The 21082-nt window shown below is 54.9% G+C and carries 16 protein-coding genes; 8 read left to right on the plus strand and 8 right to left on the minus strand.

Going from position 1 to position 21082, the window contains the following annotated elements:
- Together RC73_RS05215 and deoD are read left to right on the plus strand one after the other, a co-directional pair.
- The gene (locus RC73_RS05215) at positions 1-1218 is read left to right on the plus strand and encodes a phosphopentomutase (RefSeq protein WP_039033650.1); all 1218 of its coding nucleotides are present in this window, start codon (positions 1-3) and stop codon (positions 1216-1218) included.
- Positions 1219-1294: 76 nt separating this feature from the next.
- Complete coding sequence (deoD, locus tag RC73_RS05220; RefSeq protein ID WP_039033651.1) at positions 1295-2005, plus strand: purine-nucleoside phosphorylase; 711 nt, start codon at positions 1295-1297, stop codon at positions 2003-2005.
- A 106-nt stretch (positions 2006-2111) separates the two neighbouring features.
- On the opposite strand, the gene RC73_RS20985 is transcribed toward deoD, so the two are convergent.
- Positions 2112-3224, minus strand: coding sequence for a YtjB family periplasmic protein (locus tag RC73_RS20985; protein ID WP_200887986.1), 1113 nt, complete (start codon positions 3222-3224; stop codon positions 2112-2114).
- 107 nt (positions 3225-3331) lie between these two features.
- On the opposite strand from RC73_RS20985, the gene serB reads away from it, so the two are divergent.
- Together serB and RC73_RS05235 are read left to right on the plus strand one after the other, a co-directional pair.
- Positions 3332-4282: a phosphoserine phosphatase SerB gene (serB, locus tag RC73_RS05230; protein ID WP_404830124.1), complete on the plus strand. Its 951-nt coding sequence runs from the start codon at positions 3332-3334 to the stop codon at positions 4280-4282.
- A 91-nt stretch (positions 4283-4373) separates the two neighbouring features.
- On the plus strand, positions 4374-5294 hold the full coding sequence (locus RC73_RS05235) for an alpha/beta fold hydrolase (RefSeq protein ID WP_039033653.1): 921 nt from the start codon (positions 4374-4376) through the stop codon (positions 5292-5294).
- On the opposite strand, the gene RC73_RS05240 is transcribed toward RC73_RS05235, so the two are convergent.
- Complete coding sequence (locus tag RC73_RS05240) at positions 5261-7675, minus strand: PilZ domain-containing protein (protein WP_039033654.1); 2415 nt, start codon at positions 7673-7675, stop codon at positions 5261-5263. The two genes, RC73_RS05235 and RC73_RS05240, sit on opposite strands and share 34 nt — an antisense overlap.
- A gap of 167 nt (positions 7676-7842) precedes the next feature.
- Between RC73_RS05240 and radA the strand changes: the two genes are divergently transcribed.
- The gene (radA, locus tag RC73_RS05245) at positions 7843-9207 is read left to right on the plus strand and encodes a DNA repair protein RadA (RefSeq protein WP_039033655.1); all 1365 of its coding nucleotides are present in this window, start codon (positions 7843-7845) and stop codon (positions 9205-9207) included.
- A 92-nt stretch (positions 9208-9299) separates the two neighbouring features.
- Here radA and RC73_RS05250 read toward each other — a convergent pair whose 3' ends face one another.
- A complete protein-coding gene (locus RC73_RS05250) occupies positions 9300-9668 on the minus strand; it encodes a PilZ domain-containing protein (RefSeq protein WP_039033656.1) in 369 nt (122 codons plus the stop codon).
- 147 nt (positions 9669-9815) lie between these two features.
- Here RC73_RS05250 and torR point away from each other — a divergent pair, with 147 nt between their 5' ends.
- On the plus strand, positions 9816-10526 hold the full coding sequence (gene torR / locus RC73_RS05255; RefSeq protein ID WP_025009949.1) for a two-component system response regulator TorR: 711 nt from the start codon (positions 9816-9818) through the stop codon (positions 10524-10526).
- On the opposite strand, the gene torT is transcribed toward torR, so the two are convergent.
- The gene (gene torT / locus RC73_RS05260) at positions 10516-11541 is read right to left on the minus strand and encodes a TMAO reductase system periplasmic protein TorT (RefSeq protein WP_052248009.1); all 1026 of its coding nucleotides are present in this window, start codon (positions 11539-11541) and stop codon (positions 10516-10518) included. The two genes, torR and torT, sit on opposite strands and share 11 nt — an antisense overlap.
- 184 nt (positions 11542-11725) lie before the next feature.
- On the opposite strand from torT, the gene torS reads away from it, so the two are divergent.
- On the plus strand, positions 11726-14596 hold the full coding sequence (gene torS, locus RC73_RS05265) for a TMAO reductase system sensor histidine kinase/response regulator TorS (RefSeq protein WP_039033657.1): 2871 nt from the start codon (positions 11726-11728) through the stop codon (positions 14594-14596).
- Between the two features lie 201 nt (positions 14597-14797).
- On the opposite strand, the gene torD is transcribed toward torS, so the two are convergent.
- From torD to RC73_RS05285, 4 genes are read right to left on the minus strand one after another with little or no spacing between them, the layout of a single operon-like run.
- The gene (gene torD, locus RC73_RS05270; RefSeq protein ID WP_039033658.1) at positions 14798-15427 is read right to left on the minus strand and encodes a molecular chaperone TorD; all 630 of its coding nucleotides are present in this window, start codon (positions 15425-15427) and stop codon (positions 14798-14800) included.
- A gap of 31 nt (positions 15428-15458) precedes the next feature.
- Positions 15459-17948, minus strand: coding sequence for a trimethylamine-N-oxide reductase TorA (torA, locus tag RC73_RS05275; RefSeq protein WP_039033659.1), 2490 nt, complete (start codon positions 17946-17948; stop codon positions 15459-15461).
- A gap of 12 nt (positions 17949-17960) precedes the next feature.
- The gene (gene torC / locus RC73_RS05280) at positions 17961-19139 is read right to left on the minus strand and encodes a pentaheme c-type cytochrome TorC (protein ID WP_039033660.1); all 1179 of its coding nucleotides are present in this window, start codon (positions 19137-19139) and stop codon (positions 17961-17963) included.
- 20 nt (positions 19140-19159) lie between these two features.
- Positions 19160-19312, minus strand: coding sequence for a nitrate reductase (locus tag RC73_RS05285; RefSeq protein ID WP_025009952.1), 153 nt, complete (start codon positions 19310-19312; stop codon positions 19160-19162).
- Positions 19313-19664: 352 nt separating this feature from the next.
- Between RC73_RS05285 and RC73_RS05290 the strand changes: the two genes are divergently transcribed.
- On the plus strand, positions 19665-21020 hold the full coding sequence (locus RC73_RS05290; RefSeq protein ID WP_039033661.1) for an NCS2 family permease: 1356 nt from the start codon (positions 19665-19667) through the stop codon (positions 21018-21020).
- The last annotated feature ends 62 nt before the right edge of the window (positions 21021-21082 follow it).

Genomic DNA, 21082 nt, shown 5'->3' on the forward strand with positions numbered 1-21082 from the left:
ATGAAACGTACCATTATTTTAATGCTGGATTCCTTCGGCGTCGGTGCAGCCGGTGATGCTGCCAAGTTTGGTGACCTGGGTTCAGATACCTTTGGTCATATCGCCAAAGAGTGTGCCGAAGGGCGTGCCAATGATGGCCGTGAAGGGCCGCTGAAGTTGCCCAATCTTAGCCGTCTGGGGCTGGCACATGCCGCCATGGAAAGCACAGGTCAGTTTGCCCCTGGGTTTGACGCCGATGTCGAGCTGATAGGCGCCTATGGCCATGCCGAAGAGCTGAGCTCAGGCAAGGATACCCCCAGTGGTCACTGGGAAATGGCCGGTGTTCCCGTGCTGTTTGATTGGGGCTATTTCAGCGACAAGCAAAACTCTTTCCCCAAAGAGTTGACCGATAAGATCCTGGCGCGCGCCGGCCTTGGCGGTTTCCTCGGTAATTGTCACGCATCCGGAACTGCGATTCTTGAAGAGTTGGGTGAAGAACATATGCGTTCGGGCCTGCCCATCTTCTATACTTCGGCTGACTCTGTGTTTCAGATTGCCTGTCATGAAGAGAGTTTCGGCCTGGAGAACCTCTACCGTTTGTGTGAAATCGCCCGTGAAGAGCTTGAGCCATATAATATGGGCCGAGTCATAGCGCGACCTTTTGTTGGCAGCGGCGCCGCCGATTTTGCTCGCACCGGCAATCGCCGTGACTACGCAGTAGAGCCACCGGCGAAAACTGTGCTGGATAAGCTCAAAGCCGCCGGCGGCCAAGTGGTCAGTGTCGGTAAAATTTCCGATATTTATGCCCACTGCGGTATCACCAGCAAGGTTAAGGCCTCGGGCCTGGAAGCCTTGTTTGATGCTACACTGGAGCAGGTCAAGGCTGCCGGTGACAACACCATAGTCTTCACCAACTTCGTGGATTTCGACTCCCATTATGGTCACCGCCGCGACGTGGCAGGTTACGCCCGGGGACTGGAATACTTTGATGCAAGATTGCCTGAAATCCTGGCACTGCTGAATAAGGATGACTTGCTTATCCTGACCGCAGACCATGGTTGCGATCCTACCTGGGAAGGCACAGATCATACCCGCGAACATGTGCCGGTTCTGGCTTATGGCGCAGGTTTGAGTGCCGGCTCGTTGGGGCGTCGCAAGAGCTTTGCCGATATCGGCCAATCCATTGCCAGCTACTTCAAGCTGGAACCAATGGAATACGGCGAATCATTTATTCGCTGACAAGATTTGGCTCCCTCGCCGGAGCCGTCTTTAATAAACAGACTTGAGTCTTTATAAAACTAACGGGGTTATTTCGATGGCAACACCACATATCAATGCAGTTGACGGCGCATTCGCTGAAACCGTACTTTTCCCTGGCGATCCACTGCGGGCCAAGTACATTGCCGAAACCTTTCTGGAAAACGTAGAGCAGGTTACCGATGTACGTAACATGCTTGGTTTTACCGGTACTTACAAAGGTAAGCGTATCTCTGTGATGGGTTCAGGTATGGGTATCCCTTCCTGCTCCATTTATGCCACTGAGCTTATCAAGGACTATGGTGTCAAGAACCTGATCCGTGTGGGCACCTGTGGTGCAATCAGTACTGACGTGAAAGTGCGCGATGTGATCATCGGCATGGGCGCCTGTACCGATTCTCAGGTAAACCGTCTGCGTTTCAAGGGCCAGGACTTTGCCGCTATCGCCAACTATGAGCTGATGAGCGCCGTGGTTGACTCAGCCAAGGCTCACGGTACCAAAATTCGTGTAGGTAACGTGTTCTCTGCCGATCTCTTCTACACTCCGGATCCTGAGATGTTCGACGTGATGGAAAAGATGGGGGTACTGGGTGTGGAAATGGAAGCTGCCGGTCTCTACGGTGTTGCCCATGAATTCGGTGCCCGCGCTCTTTGCGTGGTAACTGTCTCCGACCATATCCGTACCGGTGAGAAGACCAGCTCTGATGAGCGTCAAACCACTTTCAACGATATGATCGTCATGACGCTGGACGCCGCGATTACCCTGTAATCCGGTAGCTAACTGACATCATAAGGGCTCCCTCGGGAGCCCTTATTGTTTAAGCCTTTTCGCTTATTCCTGGAGCGCAGCTCTGTAGCAGAAGCTAGCTCTTGGGCTAGTTGTTCTTTTTGTTTGCTTCTGCAGTTTGAGGCTCCCGTTTGGGGGCTACTTCTGTCCTGGGACGTTTACTGCGGGGATTGTCCGTATCGATAGGATCCGGGATCAGGCTATCGCTGGCTTGCTTGGCTTGCTTGGCTTCGCTTTGGTCTCTTTGGTCTCTTTGGTCTCTTTGGTCTCTTTGGTCTCTTTGGTCTCTTTGGTTACTTGGGTCAATTGGGGATGCTGAAGTTTCAGAGCCTGTTTCTGTTTGGATTTTTTCCCCTGTTTTATTGCCAATCCCAGATTCGGTGTTTACCTCTGAGAGCTCTGGCCTGGCAGCCTTTGTGGCCGATGCTTTGGCGGGCTGTTCAGCCTGTTTGGGAGACGTATTGGTGTTGAATTCAGCGGCAAGCTCTGTCTGGGATTCGCCTGTATCCGGGGCTGAATCTTGGCTTTCGGTGGCAATCAGTTCAGTATCCGCGGCTTCCTTGGCGGCTGCTTTGTCTTGCTGCTTGAGCTTTTTACGCCTGCGTTTGACCCGGGTGCGGCGGCGGTCAAAGTCGGCGCGTTTGAACGACAAGGCCCGTGATAATCGCAGGCCGATAAAGCCCGCGACTATCAGCATCAGTCGCTGCTGCTCCATATTCAGCTGGTGGGCTTCCTGGATCTCATTGAAAAACAGCTTGGGATCAAGCCTGACTTCGACAAACCCCAGGTTGTTACCTTGCTGGATCACCGGCTCGACATAAGGGGGATAGGGCGCCAGCAGATCATCCAGTTCCGGGGAATCCGGCTCCAACAATTCGGGGCTGACGTCCTGGGCAAAGGATAAGCGCTGGCCATCCTCACTGTAGATAGTCGCCGCCATCACCTTGGGATCTTCCACCAATGCGCTGGCGAGCCACTGCAACTGCTCATCATTTTGCAGTTGCAGCGCCGGGGCGGCACCGTAGGCTGTTTGTTGCACCAATAATCTGGCCATCTTTTGGGTTTGGGTCTTCAGAAGCCGCTGCCCTTGTAGTAGGCTTGTCTGCCACAGCTGGACCAGGCCGACCAGCAGAGTGACGGCTATGGCGATCTGCAGCAGTCTGCTGATCTTCTGGCTTTTTTTAAGGCCCTTGAACAACAATACTTTGTCCCTTAATCAATTCGGTGTTTCCCTAATCATAATGGATTATGGGTATGCCCGATAGCCGGAGAGCAGTGACCATGGAGTCAGTCTTACCTTTTCCCTTGTTGGCCAGTCAGCGTCAAGATGGCGTCTATACCTTGAGTCTGCAGCAGCACACTTGGCCGGCATTCAAGGAAGGGCTACACGCTCAAGGCGAGCGACTGCGGTTGATCTTCAGTGAAAAGGCCGCGGCTGCTGTTGCCGACTTGCTTCTTGAGCTGGCACCGAGGGCGGTGGCAATTTTGCAGCGCGAGCAATCCTTGTATGGGCTTGAGTTACAACTCGAAACCAGCCCCTGTCAAGCCATGTTGCAACGTCTTGAGTCAATTGGCGAGCTGGATTACCTGCCCATAGCCGCGACAGCGAATTTACCTGAGCTTTCTACTCCAGGCCTGTTGGTGATGGATATGGACTCGACCGCGATTACCATTGAGTGTATCGATGAATTGGCGGCCGCTGCCGGCGTGGGCGCCGAGGTGGCACAAGTGACCGAACGGGCGATGCAGGGAGAGCTGGACTTTGAACAAAGCCTGCGCCAGAGGGTGGCCAAGCTCAAGGGCGCCGACCAAAGTATTATTGATGACCTCTGTGCCCGCTTGCCCCTGAGTCCAGGGCTTGAGAGCATGATAGCCGAGCTCAAGTCCCATGGCTGGCGCACTGTGGTAGCCTCAGGTGGTTTTACTCCCTTTGTTGGTCATCTGCAGCAGTTGCTTGGGTTGGATGCTGCCTTTGCCAATGAACTGGTAATAAGCGATGGCAAGTTGCTCGGCGAGGTTCGCGGTCAGGTAGTGGATGCCGCCTTCAAGGCCGATGTGGTGACAAAATGCGCCGGGCAGTGGCAGATAGCTGCCGGGCAAAGGTTGGCTATAGGCGATGGCGCCAACGACATCCCCATGGTGCAGGCAGCCGATTTTGGTATTGCCTATCATGCCAAACCTAAGCTGGCTGCGGCGGCTGCGGCGAAGATCAATAAGCTGGGCCTGCAGGCATTACCTTTCTTGCTGCAAGGGCGCTGAAGCGTCAACCGTTAGAACTAGAGTGATTGCTCTTGTTTTTATGACCGGGTTTTATTAGCTTCTGCTATAGAACCCGGTGACGACACAATTCATGGAAACTGTACAGCAATCAATCTTTCTGCCTTATCGCAATGGTGAGCTGCACCTTCGCAAAATTTCTCCCGCTGCCGGTTTTCGGCATCAGATCCCGATTTTGATGTTGCATGGTGCCATGTCCAACGGCCGGGTATTTTATAGCAGCAGCGGTCGAGGTCTGGCGCCGTTTCTGGCTCAGGCGGGCTTTACCGTCTATGTAATGGATAGTGCAGGTCGTGGCCTCAGCACGCCTAAGCTGGCGCGTGGGTTCGAGCTTGGGCAAGGCGAGGTCATCCGTGAACAACTACCCTTGGTGCAGCAATATCTGCTTAAGGCCGAGTCGCTGGACAAGCTGCATTGGTGCGCCCATTCCTGGGGCGGGGTGCTGATGACCAGTGCCCTGGCCCGGTTTCCTGAGCTGCAAGCCTCGGTGGCATCACTGCTTACCTTTGGCAGCAAGCGCACCATAAGAGTCAGGTCACTGAAAAAGTGGTTGATGGTGGATCTTGTTTGGAACCGCCTGGCTCCAGGGATTGCCGCCGGTCACGGCTATCTTGCGGCCGACAAGTGGCGCATGGGTATGGATAACGAGAGCCGGGCTTCGCTGCAGCAGAGCATAGATTGGGTGCGCGGAGATTGGATAGATCATGACGATGGTTTTGACTATGGCCAGGCTGCCGCCAAAGCCACTTGGCCCAAGAGTTGGTTTATCGCCGGACAGAATGACACTGTGCTCGGCAACCCGGAAGATGTGTTGGATATGATGGCCGAATGCGGCTTGCAGAATAGTCGCTTTACCTTGCTGTCACGGGAAAACGGCAATCGCCACGACTATGGTCATGCGGATATGCTGACCCATGTGGATGCACCGACCGATCATTTCAACAAGGTGCTTGCCTGGTATCAGGGCTTTGAGCTTTCCAGCGTCAGTGATTGAGCATCAGGGTTCAGTTCCGGGTAGCGCAGCAATACCTCGCTGGTGATCTCCAAAAACTCGCCGACGCCCACGACCCGCCATAGCATCTCTTCGAGCTTCTTGGCCTTGTGCTTGGCATGGACACCTATATATTCCAGCTCGCGGCGGATATAGCCCAGATCCGGTTTACCGGCAGCGCCGCGATAGACTTTCAAGGCCATAAAGCTGCCGAGCGATTGCGCCTGACGAATAAAATCTATTTGAGCCTGACGCTCTGTCAGCTCATGGCGGGCAGTGCAGCGCAGCCGCAACTGGCCGCTGGATTGGCGCACCAACTGCACAAAGACTTCGAAGCTGTCCATGGTCATCTGCGGCTTCATTGCCCGTATCGGACCGATAAAGTCGCGCTTCAGCCGGCCGTCTTGCAGTAAAGGTTCGAGATTGAACTGCAACTGTTCAGCGCTGCTGTTGGCGAACAGGTCGCTGACGACATCCGGCTTGACGCCGACCCCCAGCGCCGAAAAACGGAAAGACTTGACGGTTTTTTCCACAAGGAAAGGCACTGAATGCAGTTTGCGCATCAAGAGGTTTTTCATTCCTTCGGCCAGTTCTTTGACCTCAGAGTTATTTTCTGTCAGTTGCTGCAATTTCTCGCGGTTTTGCTCTATCAGGCGCTGCAAAAACTCCACTCCCGGATGAGGCGTGTGGCCCATCACCGCCGCCAGATGCAGGGTGACACCGTTTTTACGGCTGCGCACCAAGCGGTAGGGCAGTGCCTGCAGTTTTGCCTTGGGCGCCAGTTCCTGCAGCTTGGGAAAGCTCAGCAGCAGTGGCTCCTTGGGATTGAGAGTCGCGTTCTCATCCAGATTCAGCTGCAGGCCACGACTGGAAATGTCGTGGGTGATCCCTGTGTATTGCTGTTTTCCCTGACTGATGTTGACCAAGGTCTTGAAGGAGAACCTGGCTTCCTGACGTCGCTCGCTGAAATACATGGACACCAATCGGATACTGTTGGTGGTGATTTTGGCTTGGCCGAAACGCTTGAGCTCATTGGCGTCCATCTTGAATGGCCAGCGACGATACTCTTCGGTGGCCTGTTCGTCGGTCACGTCCATCAACTGTAATATGTGGCTGTATTTGCTCAGTTGCTGCTCGGTCAGTGCCGAGTAGTTGCTGTCATCCCCCGGGAGCATGGAGGCCTTGTAGGAACCCTGGTGGTCTATGGCATCCAGGCTCACCTGGATAACCTTCCAACTGCCCTTGGTGGCACCAAAGCCCAGAAACAGAGGTTGCAAGCGGCTTTTTTTCAGCTCGCTGAGGCTGGCTGAGTAGAAGTAGAGTTGACCACGGGCATTATAGGTAAAGCTGAACAGTAATCTGTGCTCGGCGTTGTCCGGTTCGGCGAGCATGGCCGCCAGTCTCTGCTTGCTCAGCAGTCCCGGCAATTGGTTGATATCGGCTTCATCGAGAAAATCGTGCAGCAGTGCCTGATTGTCCCGGCTCAGCAGCAAAGCGCCAATAGTTGGCTTGCCTTGGCTGTCCTGCTCGATAAACAGCGGCAGGTGTGGCAGATGGGCCAGATAATGGCGCTCAAATCCCAGTCCTGTTGCTGTTGTCAGTACATCGTTGACATCCACCTTGTAACGGAACTTATAACCGCGAATAAGGCTGGCAAGTAGCTCGGAGAGCTGCTCACTGCCGCCGATGCGTTTTAGCCGCATCCAGCAGGTATCCTGCTCTGTCTGGGCATCGACTATCTGGTAGTCGACTCCGAGTTGCAGATCCCGGTAATAGTATTCATCGCTGAGGTCCAGTAGCTTGACCCTTAGCGGCCGGTTAAGATCTAAGTTGTGTCTGGCGGGCAGGCGCACCCTGGCGCCACCGACGGAAAGATCTGCGGTATTGCCGCGCAACTCTTCTCTGCCGGGTTGGGAAACCGCTATCTTGATGCTGTAGTTCATCCGCTCTTCACTGCGGTTGAAGTAACGTCCCAGGACGATTCCGGGTACCAGATAGGGATTCTCCTGGCCTTCCTGATTGCGGGGCGTTTGCTGTAGTCGTTGGCGACGCTGGCGATGAGCCTCCATCACCTGTTCATATACTCCCATTGTGTACTGGTTGCGGTACAGCGCCAGTGCGGCATCTAAGGCCTCTTTGGCCGGGGCATCGAGATAATGGCGTTGGTCAGCGAAGCGATACTCCAGGCAGGGCAGTTCCGATTTGTCTCTGAGATCAATGATCCTCAGACAGGGGGAAGCCAGGCGCTGGATTTCCATCTTTAACAGAAAGCGGGTCGAGTTGGACTCTTCGGCGGTGAGCTGCAAGAAGATCTCACTAAAGTCCGGCTCCATCATCAGGGGCTTGAGTTGCTCAATCAGGGCGCTGTGGTGATCTGGGCTCATGGACTCGCTCTTTAAAGGGTGCTTATTCTTGTGCTGACTGTTAGTCTTATGTCGGCCCGGCTTTGGGAAGCTTGAACCCAAATCGGGATTATCGCGCTGAAACTATCACTTTGAAAGTGCAATTATTTTAATTAACTATTACAGATTTTACACAAGTTTGAACCCAGATGGCGAAGAATAAAACAGCATACGTGTGCAACGAATGTGGCCAGGACTTTCCCCGTTGGCAGGGGCAGTGCAGTGCTTGTCATGAATGGAATACCATTACCGAAGTCAGACTGGGGGCGGCCACACCATCCCGGGGGGGGCAGTTCAGCGGTTATGCCGGTGCCGGTGCCAGTGAGATCCAGACGCTGGATCAGATAGATCTCAACGAAGTGCCCAGGATCCCCAGTAGCTTTATCGAATTCGACCGTGTGCTCGGTGGCGGCATAGTCGCCGGCAGTGCCATCCTGATTGGCGGTCATCCGGGGGCCGGTAAGAGTACCTTGCTGCTGCAAACTTTGTGTCAGCTGGCAGAGACAATGCCGGCTCTCTATGTCACCGGCGAGGAATCTTTGCAGCAAGTGGCTATGCGTGCCCATCGTTTGGGTCTGCCCACCGGACGTTTGAAGATGTTGTCCGAAACCAGTGTCGAGACCATCTGCACTGTGGCACTGCGGGAGAAGCCGAAGGTCATAGTAATAGACTCGATTCAGGTGATGCATATCAGCGATGTGCAGTCTTCCCCCGGCAGTGTGGCCCAGGTTCGTGAGTCGGCCGCTTTTCTGACCCGTTTTGCCAAACAAAATGGTATCGCCATTATCATGGTCGGCCATGTCACCAAAGATGGCTCTCTGGCCGGCCCCAAGGTGCTGGAGCACTGCATAGATTGCTCCGTGATGTTTGAAGGGGACAGCGATAGCCGCTACCGTACCCTGCGCTCCCATAAGAACCGCTTTGGCGCGATCAATGAGCTTGGGGTATTTGCCATGACGGAACGGGGGCTCAAGGAAGTGGCCAATCCGTCGGCGATATTCCTGTCACGCGCCGATGAAGCTGCCTCCGGCTCCTTGGTGATGGTGGTTTGGGAGGGCACCCGGCCGCTGCTGGTGGAGCTACAGGTGTTGGTGGACAGCTCGGCACTGTCGCATCCGCGGCGAGTCGCCGTGGGGATGGATGCCAACCGTTTGGCTATGTTGCTGGCGGTAATGCATCGTCATGGCGGCTTACAGATGTCGGATCAGGATGTATTTGTTAACGTGGTCGGTGGTGTCAAGGTGACAGAAACCAGCGCCGATTTGACTCTGCTGTTGGCCATGGTTTCCAGTTTCCGTGGTGATATTCTGCCCAGGGATCTGGTGGTGTTCGGCGAAGTGGGCCTTTCCGGTGAGATACGTCCTGTGCCCAATGGTCAGGAGCGTTTGGTGGAAGCTGCCAAGCATGGCTTTACCCGGGCGATTGTGCCTAAGGCCAATATGCCGAAAAAGCCGCCTCAGGGGATGCAGGTGATAGGGGTGAGCAAACTCAGCGAGGCACTCGGGGCTTTATGATTGCTATGTGAGCGCTATGTGAGTGCTATGTGGAGTAATAGCCCGGCAAACAGGGCTATTGCCGCCCTGTGACCTGTGAAGCAGGAGCCGCTTCAGCGGCTCTGTTCATGTTCGGCGATAAACTGTTCCAACTCCCGGTGCAGCAGTGAGGCATCACCAAGATTCAGCTCCAATAGCCGTCTTAAGTGACTGATACTCTCGATATCAATAAGCCCGCACTTGAGGCCCAGAAGGCCGTTGCGGCGATACACGACATCAGCCTCCATGCACAGTTCAACTTCGGACTGGGGCAGGCAAAAACTCAGCTTCAGCACGCCTTCGGGAGCGAAATCGGCAGGTTCTTCCACCATGGCGCCATTGAGACAGAGATCCAGCAAATGGGTGCTCCACACCTTGTCACCGCAGCTCAGCTGGGCATCTATGCTAAACAGGATCCGCGAAAACTTGCGCTTTTCGTCCATATTCAGTCCTTTAATTTTTGATTCGTCCTTATTGTAGCCACATAAAAAGCGCTTAGCACCGAACTCAGGTCAAATATCTATCCGCTACAGACAAAATATGAAAAATTGTGAATAATGGCCTCTATCCCAGCCGGTTGGAATACAAGCATGGCATACCGCATATTGATAGTGGACGATGAGGCTATCATTAGGACTCGTTTAAAAGGCTACTTTGAAAAAGATGGTTACCAGGTGATGGAGGCCGCTGACGGTGAGCAGATGTGGCAGCAACTACAACAACAGCATGTGGACCTGGTGATGCTGGATATCAATATGCCTGGTGACGATGGTTTGATGCTGACCCGTGAGCTGCGCAGTCGCTCAGATGTGGGCATTATTCTGGTGACCGGCCGGGATGAGGCGATAGATAAAATAGTTGGCCTGGAAATGGGCGCCGATGATTATGTCACCAAGCCGTTTGAGTTTCGTGAGCTCAGGGTCAGGGTCAAAAATCTGCTCTGGCGCATCTCTCTGGTGAAGAAGGCGCAGCAACAAACGGCCGAACAACTGTCGCGCTCGGACGACAATCTTTATTTCGAAGGCTATCACTTGCAGCTCAACAGCCGCCGTTTGAGCTTGGATGGGCAGGCTATCAAGTTGACCAAGGCTGAGTTTGAACTGCTGGTGGCCTTTGCCCTGCACCCGCAGCAGGTGCTATCGAGAGAGCGCTTGATGCAACAAACCAGTCACAGGGATCAGGATGTTAACGACCGTACCATAGATGTGATTATTCGGCGTCTGCGCAGCAAGCTGAGTCCAGAGCTGTTTGTCACTGTGCATGGTGAAGGTTATCTGTTTGCCGCCGATGTTAGCGACTGAGTTCTGAGGCCTTGGCTTCCACTCTGTATACCGGGTAGAAATCCGCCGGTGCCAAACTGTCATCCAGTTGCATGCTGTTGAGGTTATCCGGGCGCAATTGCAAAATTGCCGGGCCTATATCACCAAACGCCTTTTCCCCCTGCAACAGCCTAACGGCGAGATCGACCGCCAGCCGCCCCTGTAGTACCACTCTGTCATCATTGGCATAAGCGACCTTGTTGCGCTTGAGGCCTCGCATGACATCCGGAGACAAGTAGCTGCTTACCAGCGCCATTTTATCCGTCATATTTCTCTGTCTCAGAGTGCCCATGGCGGCTTCAATCGCCACAGCACTGCCGAGTAAGGCTTGTGGCAGCGGCGGCTTATTTTGGTTGAGCAACAGATTGAGCTGATCCCGGTAGAGATTGCGGTTGTTGTCGGCATGCATCACGGCCACTATCTCTACGGTGCTGTCTTGCAGTGCTTGTCCGACGCCTTTTTCCACCAGATCGGTACCACCGCGGCCTTCGGGCCCCGCCAGCATCGCCAGACGTTGATATGGTTTGGATGCGAGAAATTGACCTGTGAGATAACCCATCTGATACCAGTTGACTCCTATATGGGTTTGTACTCGGCTGTCTGCCAACTGGTTCACCAGCGCCAACACCGGCTTGGTCAGCTCAAGCGCCTGACCCTCAAGCAGGTGTGGGCTGACGGCGCCGAGCAAAATGGCATCGGCATCACCATCAAGGCAGGATTTGAGTTGTGCCAACTGGGTTTGAGTGTTGCCATAGCCACCGGCTTCATGGAGTTCCAGCCCGAGCCCCAATACTTGGCTCTGTTTGGCTAAGCCATAATTAATCCCTATCCAGTAAGCATCTTTCAGATGCGGCACCAACGCGCACAGTTTCCAAGGTTTGTTGGCCTTGGTGAGCGGCGTGTGGGTCAGAGGGCTGGCCTGCTGGATTGCTTCGTTGAAAGGACTGCGTTGCTCCAGCTCCCAGATTTCATTGGCCAGCGCGGCAGGGATAAACATCAGCAGAGCCAATAACCACAGCTGTAGCGGTTTTTTAGTTGCAGGCAACACAGCCTCAAACTTGGCGGAAAATTGGCTCATGGGGAAGGCCCTGATATATGATGCAAGTATTCTACCATAGCATTCCTGCTGAATGTTTGAGTGAGTCAATGCCTATGCGAACCGGTATCAACAAGGATAACAAGTGAGACCTTTATCTTCATGGCTGAGCAGCCTGACCGGCCGTCTGATGCTGGCGTTCTGTTTACTGGCGCTGTTGCTGTTATTACTGGTGACTCTGGGCAATTTGAGCCTGCACTGGGTCAAGGGTGCCGACAGTTTTCTGTATGAGAAGGCCTTGCCCGCATCAGAAGCCGCGCGGCAGTTATCGCAGTCGGCCACCTCGTTGGCGGAGAATGCCCAGCGCCTGGGCACAGTTGCAGATGAAAAGCAGCGTCAATATTTGGGACGCCGCCTGTCTCTTGAAAGCAATCGCATGTTGGCGGCGATAGCGACCCTGGAGCAGTTGGCGGTGCCGGATTCGGCCAACCTTAAACAGGCGGCGGCCACCATTATCGCCGAGCTGACCTTACTCGGCGAACAGACTGGCGAGCGACTTGAGCGTACCCAAGCGCTGAAGCAGCAAGGACTTTTACTGGTACAGGCTTCCAAGCAGGCCGATAATCTGCTGCGTTCCGAGCTGGCGGTGCTGGATTCAGTTATTATTGCCAAGCTGAGCCAGATCCCTGGCGCTGAGACAGTAGATGACATTATAGAGCTGGATCTCAGCAGCGCCGAGCAGCTCAACCGCGCCCTGAAACTGACCCACAAGATAGCCTTGCTCGGGCAGATATTTGCCGCGGCCGATGCGCCGCAAGACTTGGTCGGCGCCATCAACCAGGCGCCGTTGACCGATGATGCCCTGTCCCCGGGATTGCTCAAGCGTATTCCTGTGGCCGATTTGGTTCGGGACCCAGGTAGAGCCGAGGCGCTCGAGGCAGAATTTGCTCGTCTTGACCAGGTCATTGCCGGTCAACAATTGGCCGAAGCGATATGGCAGTTGCAGCAGCAACTGGAACAAAGGCAATTGGTGATTTCTGATAACCTCAAGTCGATGGAGCAAACCGTGGATGCCGCCCTCGAAGGCCAACAGCAACAGCTGAATTTGGCCCGCCGCGACTATCTGGGGCAGCTCAATTGGGCCAGCGCAGGGCTCTGGGGGACGGGCGCTTTGATGTTGCTGCTGATCCTGTTTGTCAGTTGGCAGGTTATCTATAAGGGCATCGCCCGGCGCTTGAGCGATGCCACCCAGGCACTCAGTCGCCTGAGTCTTGGCGATACCAATGTCAGTATACGCTCCTACGGTGATGATGAACTTACTGCCATGGCCTCGGCGCTGGAAGCCTTCAAACAGAAAACGGCTCATAATCAAAAGTTGCAGCAGGATCTGCAACGCACCGCCGCCGAGTTGACCGAGCATAAATTGGCGCTGGAGCTGAAGGTCGCCGAGCGAACCCGCGAGCTCGCCCAGACCAATGCCCAGTTGGAGGAAGCCAGTCAGGCCAAGTCGCTGTTTTTGGCAACCATGAGTCATGAAATACGTACACCGCTTAATGGCTTGCTCGGTACCCTGAGTCTGCTGGGGCAGGCGGAGTTACCCGCCAAGGCGCGGCAGATGTTGGCGTTGTCCCAGTACAGTGGCACTCAACTGCAAACCGTGCTCAATGACATTCTCGATTTTTCACGTCTGGAGCAGGGTAGGCTGCTCAATGAGCCAAGGGCTGTGGAGTTGCCGGCGCTGCTCAACGAAGTGACCGCCATCATGTTGGCCGGGGCCAATCTTGCCGGGCTTGAGCTCAGGTTGTTAAAGCCGGAATTGCCCGAATGGGTCTGGCTTGATGGGCCCAAGCTCAGGCAGGTATTATTTAACCTTCTGGGCAATGCGATCAAGTTTACCACCAAGGGCAGTGTGACTCTGGAGGTCAGTATTGAAGGTGCACGCCTGTGCTTCAGCGTGACTGACACAGGTATCGGCATCCGCCCCGAAGCCATGGCGCATCTGTTTACCCCCTATGCCACAGAGGCGACCCATGCCAGTGCCAGGGGTACCGGGCTTGGGCTGAGTATCAGTCGTGACCTGGTGCAACTGATGAATGGCCGTGAGAGCGAGGATGAGCCCGCCATAGACGTTATCAGTACGCCGGGGCAGGGCAGCCGTTTCAGTTTCAGTGTGCCGCTTCAGCCCTGTGAGCAGGGGGAGCAACAATCGAGTCGCCTGCCGCAGAGTGAAATCGCCAAGCGGGTGTTGCTGGTGGAAGATAACAGGGTTAACGCCCTGGTGGCTCAGGGCTTTTTGGCGCACCTTGGACATGAATCACTCTTGTGTGTCAGTTTGGCTGAGGCGCGAAGTGTGTTGCTTGATAACACGTCAGGCCCCTTTGATGCCGTGATGCTGGATTTACAGCTGAGTGACGGCTCCGGCAGCGAGCTGTTGCCTGAGCTCAGGCAACAGCTGGGCACCAAGGTGCCTATTGCCGCCTTTACCGCCCAGTTGCAGACTCAGGACATGGCTGATTATCAGGCCATGGGCTTTGATACAGTGCTGGGTAAGCCCTTGGGATTGCAGGCACTGGCCAATTGGCTAGGGGTTGTCTCCGGCTCGAATCTGAGTGATGAGCGCCATAAGGAGGAGGATATCCAAGCGCCGGGCCTTAAATCCCGCAATACGGACAACGCCCAATGGCTGGCGCTGGAGCAACTTGAGCAGGACTTGCAGGTACTCGGCAAGGCCACTTTGCTGGAGATGCGGCAACAGTTTGTGGATAGCTGTGACGCGCAGCTGCAAGCTTTAAAGGCGGAGGATGGGCAACGGGATATCATTGCTGCCAAGCTGCACGCACTCAAGGGCAGCAGTGGCAACATGGGGCTTGAAGCGCTGCATTTGCGCTGCGCCGCACTGGAACAGTCCATCAAGGTTGGCAATCCTTTGAGCGACGAGGAACTTACCGAGCTGACAGATTGCGTAGCGGCATCATTGCAGGCGCTCGAAAACTGGCTTGAGCAGCAATCAGACTAAGGTGCTTTTTTACCTGGGGTTTAAGCGAAAGAGAGGAAGCGCAGTATTTACCGGCTACTGATGATATAGAAAGGGCGCCGCTCGATACTCGAGTTGGCGCCCTTTGACCCTTTGACCCTTTGATCCTTTGATTAGGGGGGGGGCTGTGTTACGTTTGATTCAGGCAAGCACTTGAGTCAGCACTGGTCTAAATCGCCTCGCTCAGTGCGCTGCGGCGCCTTTCAGCCATTCGGCATCGCTTTGAACAAAGGCCAGGGTCAGGCGCGCGAGCGCGGCATAAAAACCGCCGCGATCGCATTCGCTCACCCGCTGACAAAATGGCTCCAACCAACTGAGCAGACATTCTTGCAGAAATTCTTGCTGCGTTGAGGCCGAGGCGTTCAGACACAGATGAGCCTGGTATGCCAGAATCACCGCCAGATGGTCGGCGGGCTCGGGGAAGTCACCGCTCAGCTGCAGCTGACTTCGCTGCAAAAAGGTCAGCATCTGTTGATGCTGTTCACCGAACAGGGTGACATCGTCATCCGCTTGCAGATAGAGGCCTGCATAGGGCGAAGCACTCTGTTTACTGCCCACCAGAAACAGCCCGCAGAAGTCTGCCGCCAGCTCCAGCAGCGCCTTGTCTCTGTCCTGCATCCAGGCGATGGCCAGCAGTTTTTGCTCCATCAGCTTGGCTTCTTGCTTGAGGGCAGGATCGCTGCTCAGCTGTTGCCAGAAGTCCTTGCTCTGCGGCGCCGTCAATTGATTCAGGCGCTCGGCATTCAACTCGCGGGCGAACAGGCCCGAGAGGAAGTTGTACAGCATGGCTCTGCCTTGATTTAACTGTTTCATTGGCTTACCTCAGTTATCTGCGAACCTTAGGTTAGATTTTTATCTCAATCGGACCATCGAAGGAGGATACCTTGGGCGCCTTGCCGGTGAATTTTTCAAACTCCACTTGGCAAGTGTAGGCCGAGCAAGCCTGCGCCAGCTTGGAGGTACCTATATCCTGAGTCAGGGTATTGGGGTCACCATAGCTGCACAGGGCACCGATTTCGGCGCCGCCTTCGACGCTGCCATCTTTGCCGACCGGGCCATACCAGGCGCCTTCATGGATCCGAATTACCCCTTTGGGGAAACGGCCGGAGACGACGGCACCGGCCAGCAGTTGACCGCGGTCGTTGAACACCCGCACCAGATCGCCGTCTTTGATACCGCGGGCTCTGGCATCTTCAGGGTTGATGTAAACCGGCTCACGCCCTTGCACCGTATAGGTTTCGCGATATTCCTTGGACTCACACATCTGTGAGTGCAGGCGCTTGTCCGGGTGGCAGGACTGCAGCCAAACCGGGTACTTATCGCTGCCTGGACCGCCGTGGCTGCGCTCGGATTTTTCCATCCACACTGGGTGGCCTGGGCAGTCATCATAACCGAACTGGGCAATCTTACGGCTGAAGATTTCAATCAGGCCGGAAGGGGTTCCCAGGGGGTTGATCTCAGGATCCTCGCGGAAGTCGGCGTGTCTGACCCAGTTTTGCCCTTCACCGAAGTGCACATAACCCTGCTTCCAGAACTCGTTGAAGTCCGGCATGGCAAACTTGCCCTGGTTGGCGGCCTTACACTCGTTGTAGAGTTTTTCCAGCCATTCCATTTCGGTTAGCCCACGGGTGTATTCCTTCTCTTTGCCGAGTATTTTGGCAAAGCGGGTGAATATCTCAAAGTCAGACAGACTTTCAAACAGCGGTTCAACCATCTTGTGCATCGCCAGAATACCGCGGCCGGCGTAGGCACCGTAGACATCGATATCGTTGCGCTCCATGGTGGTACAGGCGGGCAAGACTATGTCTGAGAAGCGGCAGGTGGCAGTCCAGTTCACATCAATGGAGACCACACATTCCAGCTTGCGGAACGCCTGCTTCATACGGTTTCTGTCCTGATGGTGGTTCCAGGGGTTGTTGCCCGAGAACACCATCATGCGGATATCCGGATAGGTGACCTTGCTGCCGTTGGCATCAATAGTCTTGCCGGGTTCCAGAATGGCATCTATCCAGCGGGCGACCGGAATGGTGCTGCTGGCACCCTTGAAGTCGTTGTTGTCAAACAGTGGCTTTTGGCCTTCGTCCAGGTTGCGCGGGAAGGCGCCCGGCGCGGCGGCACCTGTGGCAGGTACCCCGATACCCGAGTAGTGGTGACCATAGCTGATACCACCGCCAGGCAGGCCTATCTGGCCTATCATGGTGGCCAGTACCGCTGCCATCCAGTAAGGCTGCTCACCGTGTTGCTGACGCTGAATACACCAGCCCATCATGATCTGGGTACGGCCCTTGGTCAGGGTACGGGCCAGATCGCGGATGACTTCAGCCTTGACGCCACAGATGGCTTCGGCCCATTCAGGAGTCTTGGCGATGCCGTCTTTGTCGCCCAGGAGGTAGGGCAGGAACTCTTCAAAGCCCAGGCTATAGCCTTCGATAAACTTGGCATCGTGCAGCTTGGCTGTGTACATCTCATGGGCGATACCCAACATCAAGGCCACGTCTGTTTGTGGGTTGACATACAGCTGCTCACAACCCAGATAGGCCTGGGTCTTGGTTTCGACCGGATCTATGCTGATCACCCGGATCTTACCGGCTTTGACCTTTTCCTTGAGCTGCGCCAGATAGGCGAAGGACTCGTGGGTTTCGGCGTTCCAGCCCACCTGCAGGTTTTTATATGGATCGTTGGACCAGAGCACTATGGTATCGCTGTGCTCGAGGATCAGCGGCCAGGAGGTGCCTTGAGCGTACACTTCGGTAGAGCCCAGCACATAAGGCATAATTGTTTGCCCGGCGCCGGTGGAGTAGTCGCCTACTTTCTTGACGAAGTTGCCGTGCATGGCAATGGCGCGCTGCATATGGCTGGTGCTTGAGTGCAGCTGTCCGGTGGCTCGCCAACCGGTTTGTCCGGCGTGCAGGCCAGATGGGCCGTACTGGGTTTGAATGATATCCAGCGACTCCTTGAACAGAGTCAAGGCCTTGTCCCAGGTGACACGAACGAAACGGAAGTCGCCGCGTTCATGGGTATTGCTCTTGTGTCCTTTGAGCAGGAAGTCGAGCCGCACCATGGGATAACGGATCCGTGATGGGTTATAGACCAAGCCACGGATGCCACGGATCATGTCGGTGGGATACTTGTCGTATTCCAGTGGTTTGACTTCGGCGATAACCCCGTTGCGGCGCTTGATACGAAATGCACCGAAGTGGGAGCCTGTGGTCAGCCAGGCGTCACCGTCATCCATCCCCTTGGCCAGCGCCGACAGGGGAGCGAGTACCGAACTGCTTCCGGCAACCACAACGGAAGTGGAGGCCAGGCCTTTTAAAAAGTCTCTTCTGTTCATAACGCCAACCTCTTAGTGCTCTTCTTTGCTGAAGGTGGAAGAATGTTGTTGCAGGTATTTCTGCACCAGTGCCTGGGTGTCCTGATCCATGTTGACGAAGGCCAACATCCCCTGGAACATGCCCGGCCAGGTGTTGGCATCAAAGTGATGCTCATCGGGCTGGGTGTGACAGACACTGCAGCTAGAGGCATAAGTGCTGCGGGCATAGCCCCAGAGTGGTGCCAGTTCGGTCAGCAGATAATCGCTGTCGGTCCAGATCTCGGCTTCCACACGTTGCCACTTGAGGCCAGTCATGGGATCTTCTTTCTCTTCAAAGGTCTTGATCACCCCGTCGGTTTCGGCAGCGGCCTTGGTCAATTGAGCCGAGAGGATATTGATACCGAAGTCCATGTAGATCACCCGGCCGGCACCTATCTTTTTACGCCAGCCATCGATGGCGATTTTGACGCGCTTGCCCTTGAGCTCCAGTACCTTGATTTCGGTGGCCACGTTCAGAGTACCGGCTTCTTCCGCGCTCTTGTCATCCAGATACAGAGGCTTGGTCAAGGCGCTGAAATATTTGCCGCCCTGTTGCAGTGAAGTCTCACCCGAACCCACTTCGGCAATCAGTTCCGGGGCTCTGGCTGTGCCCATATCAGGCAGCTTGTGAGCTATGCCCTTGTGGCAATCGATGCAGGACTGATCTTTCTCGGCCGCCTGTTTCATCTGTTTTTGCGCCAGGGCTGACATCTCTTCCCATTTCATTGACTTGTAGTCATGGCAGTTTTTACAGGCCTGGGAGTTGTCACGGGCAAAGCGTTTCCATTCACGGCTGGCCATTTCCAGACGCTTGGCTTCAAATTTTTCCGGAGTGTTGACCGTTTGGAACAGCCAGCCCCAGACATCGTGAGATGCTTCCATCTTACGGGCTATCTTGCGGCTCCAGTCGTGGGGCACGTGGCAGTCTGGGCAGGTTGCCCGCACGCCGGAGTGATTCGACCAATGCACAGTTTGCTGCAGCTCTTGATAGGGATTGCTCTCCATCGAGTGGCAACTGATACAGAAGGCCTCTGTGTTGGTGGCTTCCAGCGCCGTGTTGAAGCCGCCCCAGAAGATAATGCCCATGATAAAGGCTGACAGGCTGATGGCGCCCAGGCTCAGGTACTTGGTTGGGCGGTTGAGAGTACGCCAGATTGCTATTAACCGTTTCATCTATTCAATCCTCTCTTGTATCAGTGACTGGCGACGCCGCCGAGGGCCAGCATGATCCAGATGATCAGGCCATAGAGGCTGATACCTGTGATGGTCAGGGCCGGAAACAGCATGAAAATAATCAGGCCGTGGGCCATAAGTTCCTGTTTTTTGCTTGATGTGGACTCAGACATAGTGATTGCTCCAACGCAGCAGGGTTTGCTTGATGGGGCCACTATAGGGAAAGGATGTGAATGGCGATTGCGCTGCCAATGAATGGGATTTGAGAAAATATGAAAAGTTATGAACAACTGCATATTCAGGATGAGCCACAGATCCCGAAATCTTTTTAGCCGGGGGCGCCAATTTGCAGTATTATCCGCGACCAACAAAGGCTGCGTTGGACATCGTTTGACGATACTCCTTGGTGCCCACCACCTGCAGGTCACGTTTTGTTGTGGATCTCTCACCCGCCCAGCGGGGCTCTCACCTGCCGTAGCCGGCGTCATCTGACCCGAGTAAAGAGATCAAAAAGGTAGAATAATTATGATGTCTTCAAAGACAAATACCGCTGTACCTACTACATCGTCATGGCTGGAACGCTTCTTCAATATCAGCGCTCGTGGCAGCACTGTCCGCCAGGAAGTGATCGCCGGTTTGACCACGTTTCTTGCCATGGTTTACTCAGTTATCGTTGTACCCTCCATGTTGGGAAAGGCCGGGTTTGATCCCGGCTCCGTGTTTATTGCCACCTGTCTGATTGCCGCCTTCGGCTCATTGCTGATGGGTCTGTGGGCCAATCTGCCGATGGCAATAGGCTGCGCCATCTCACTGACTGCGTTTACCGCCTTCAGTCTGGTGTTGGGGCAGGGCATGAGCCTGCCTGTCACCCTGGGGGCGATTTTCCTTATGGGTATCGTCTTTACCCTGGTGAGCGTTACCGGCGTTCGCCAGTGGGTGCTTGCTAACCTGCCCAAGGGGATTGCCCATGGTACAGGGATAGGTATCGGCCTGTTTTTGCTGCTGATTGCCACTAACAGTGTGCAACTGATTGTGGCCAATGATACCGGTTTGCCGGTCAAGCTCGGCGACATCCACAGCCTGCCGGTGATCGCTACTGTTGTGGGGCTGGCTGCCACTATCGGACTCGAGCGTCGCCGGGTGCCGGGCGGCATTCTGTTAGTGATAATCGCCCTGTCAGTGTTTGGTTTGCTGTTTGACCCCAATGTGGAGTTCAAAGGTGTGTTTGCCATACCCGACTTAGGCGCTGAAGGCTCTTTGATTGGCCAGCTGGATATCATGGGCGCCCTTAACCCTGTGGTGCTGCCGATAGTGCTGGCGCTGGTGATGACAGCCATCTTCGATGCCACAGGCACCATAAGAGCCGTGGCCGGACAAGCCAATCTGCTGGACAAGAATGACAACATCATAGGGGGCGGGAAGGCGCTGACCTCGGATTCTGTCAGTTCTATCTTCGCCGGTCTGGTGGGCGGCGCACCTGCCGCTGTATACATTGAATCGGCCGCCGGTACTGCAGCAGGCGGAAAAACAGGCCTGACCGCCACTGTGGTGGGGGTACTGTTCCTGCTGATGATCTTCCTGGCACCCCTGTCTTATTTGGTACCTGCCTACGCCACGGCGCCTGCGCTTATGTATGTGGGACTGCTGATGTTGTCCAATGTCACCAAGCTGGACTTCGATGACAAGGTAGACGCCATGGCGGGACTGACCTGTGCGGTATTCATCATACTCTCCTGCAACATAGTCACAGGCATTATGTTGGGGTTTGCGACCCTGGTTATCGGCCGAATCTGCAGCGGTGAGTGGCGTAAGCTCAAGCCTGGTGTGTTGGTTATCACCATAGGCTTGGTAGTGTTCTATATGGGCGGCTGGGCCATTTAACCCTGAAGTTCAAGCTTTAGGCTTGGTTTAGGGAAGGCAAACAAGGCTTAACTCGTTGGCGC

Source organism: Shewanella sp. ECSMB14102 (genome assembly GCF_000813075.1).
GTDB lineage: Bacteria > Pseudomonadota > Gammaproteobacteria > Enterobacterales > Shewanellaceae > Shewanella > Shewanella indica.